Source organism: Rhodococcus sp. OK611 (genome assembly GCF_003050885.1).
GTDB classification, from domain to species: domain Bacteria; phylum Actinomycetota; class Actinomycetes; order Mycobacteriales; family Mycobacteriaceae; genus Rhodococcus_G; species Rhodococcus_G oryzae.
Genome location: NZ_QAOZ01000001.1, coordinates 24179 through 26012 on the forward strand (window position 1 = coordinate 24179; position 1834 = coordinate 26012).

General features: G+C 68.4%; 2 protein-coding genes. Both read right to left on the reverse strand.

Annotation, left to right across the window (positions count from 1 at the left end; all coding sequences use genetic code 11):
• Window positions 1-107: 107 nt before the first annotated feature.
• Window positions 108-662: a flavodoxin domain-containing protein gene (locus tag C8K38_RS00110; RefSeq protein ID WP_097209686.1), complete on the reverse strand. Its 555-nt coding sequence runs from the start codon at window positions 660-662 to the stop codon at window positions 108-110.
• A 131-nt stretch (window positions 663-793) separates the two neighbouring features.
• Window positions 794-1684 carry a universal stress protein gene (locus C8K38_RS00115; protein WP_097209687.1) on the reverse strand — a complete coding sequence of 297 codons (891 nt, stop codon included), beginning with the start codon at window positions 1682-1684 and terminating at the stop codon, window positions 794-796.
• Window positions 1685-1834 lie beyond the last annotated feature (150 nt).

Sequence of the window (1834 nt, forward strand, 5' to 3'; positions counted from 1 at the left end):
GCCCCTCCTCGCGCTCTGAGCGGGGACGCGTGGTACATCACTCGATCTCCGCCGTTGGTCGGGCTCGCCGGTGTGTTTTCCCAGTATCGATGGTCGGTGGACGACGGTCAATCGCCTGGTTGGCCCGAGCCGGGCGAGTCCCGCGACAGGTCCCGAGCGATCTCCCCTGCCCAGCCGTCGATCTCAGCCCAGTCCCGAAAGTCGCCTGCGGGGAGCAGTCGGCGCCCGGCGGGGAGCCGCCGGATGGTCCGTTCGACGACGGTCAGTCGTCCAGGGTCCAGGACACCTTTGAAGGCGCGATGGTCGCGTGCGTGCGCCGTCTTGCGAAGGTCCTCCACCTCGGCGAACTCGGCCTCATCGACCTTCTCGTGGCCATCCGGTTCAGTGGTCTCGGTGCCGAGCGGGCCGCTGCTGAACAGCCACACGGGGCGGGTGGCGAGTTCCTCGGAGTGGTTCCGCACGAAGCTGGTCAGCGGCTTGAGCCAGTGTCCGTAATACAGGGCGGAACCGAGGACGAACGCCTCGTAGCCGGTGAGATCACCGACGGCGTCGACCGGGTGGGTTTCGGCGGCCCGGCCGGAGGCCGACAGAGTCGACGCGACACGTTCGGCGATCTCGGCCGTTGCGCCGTGCTTGCTGGCATAGACGACCAGAACTGTCATGACGATTCCCCGTCGTAGTGTGCGAATGCGTTGACCACGTCACCATCACACCTCGTTGGGTCCAGCCCGCGATAGTGACCAAGGTCCACTATGTCGTGGGCTGGTCATGGGAAGTCGACGACCTTCTTCGCTCACGACCGGACGATCATGAGCGGGCAGTCCGCGGTGTGCAGCAGCACTGTGCTGGTCGAGCCGATCAGCATGCCCGCGAAGCCGCCCCGGCCGTGGCTGCCGACCACCAGCAGTTCCGCGCCTGCCGCCCGGTCCCGCAGTTCCGCGGCCGATCTCCCGCGCACGACGGTCCGCGTCACCGAGGTCGCCGGGTAGCGCTCTGACCAACCGGCGAGGCTCTCGGCGAGAGCCGCCTGTTCGGCCGCCTCGACCTCGTCCCACGGCAGGTCGAGCTGGTCGTCGAACGCCCTGGACAAGGTGAACGGCGACCAGGTGTGGACCGCGTCCAGGCCGGTCGCGCGCAGTGAGGCCTCCTCGAACGCCGTCTCGAGAGCCGGCAGGCTGTTCTCGGTTCCGTCCACCCCGACGACGACATCGCCGGTCCCGGAGGTCTGCCCTGAATGGCCACGGATGATGACAACGGGGCTGTGGGCGTGTGCGGCGAGCGCGACGGCGACCGACCCCGCGAGCGCCGCGGTGATCTGGCCCAATCCGCGGCTTCCGACGACGACCATCCGGGCGGACTTCGACGCTTCGAGCAGGGCCGGTCGCGCCGGCCCATCGAGCACGCTGGTGGTGATCTCGGTCGTGGACGTCGCGGTGCGTGTGGTGCGGGCGATCGCGGCGGCCTCGTCGAGGTGGGCGTGGACCGCGCGATCCCGGTCGGCGAAATAGCTTGGTGGTGGACGGATCCCATCCCCGTATGGGCTGGAGTCGCCGAGAGCGGAGACGATGTGCAGCGCGCACCCGTGGAGTTGGGCTTCCCTGGCGGCCCAGCTGACGGCCGCGTATGCGCCAGTGGATCCGTCGATTCCGACGACGACCGGGGCGTTCAGTTCGACAGCGTCCACAGTAGGACCTCCACAACCGCGAGTTCCCCCATCATCGCCCCGACAGACGAAGCCGAGTAGGGCCGGAGGTCCTCGCCCCTTGTTCTGGCGGGCACGACGGCAACGGACCCAAGTACGTGGCCTTTGCGCCTCAAATGAGCTCTCTGGTGG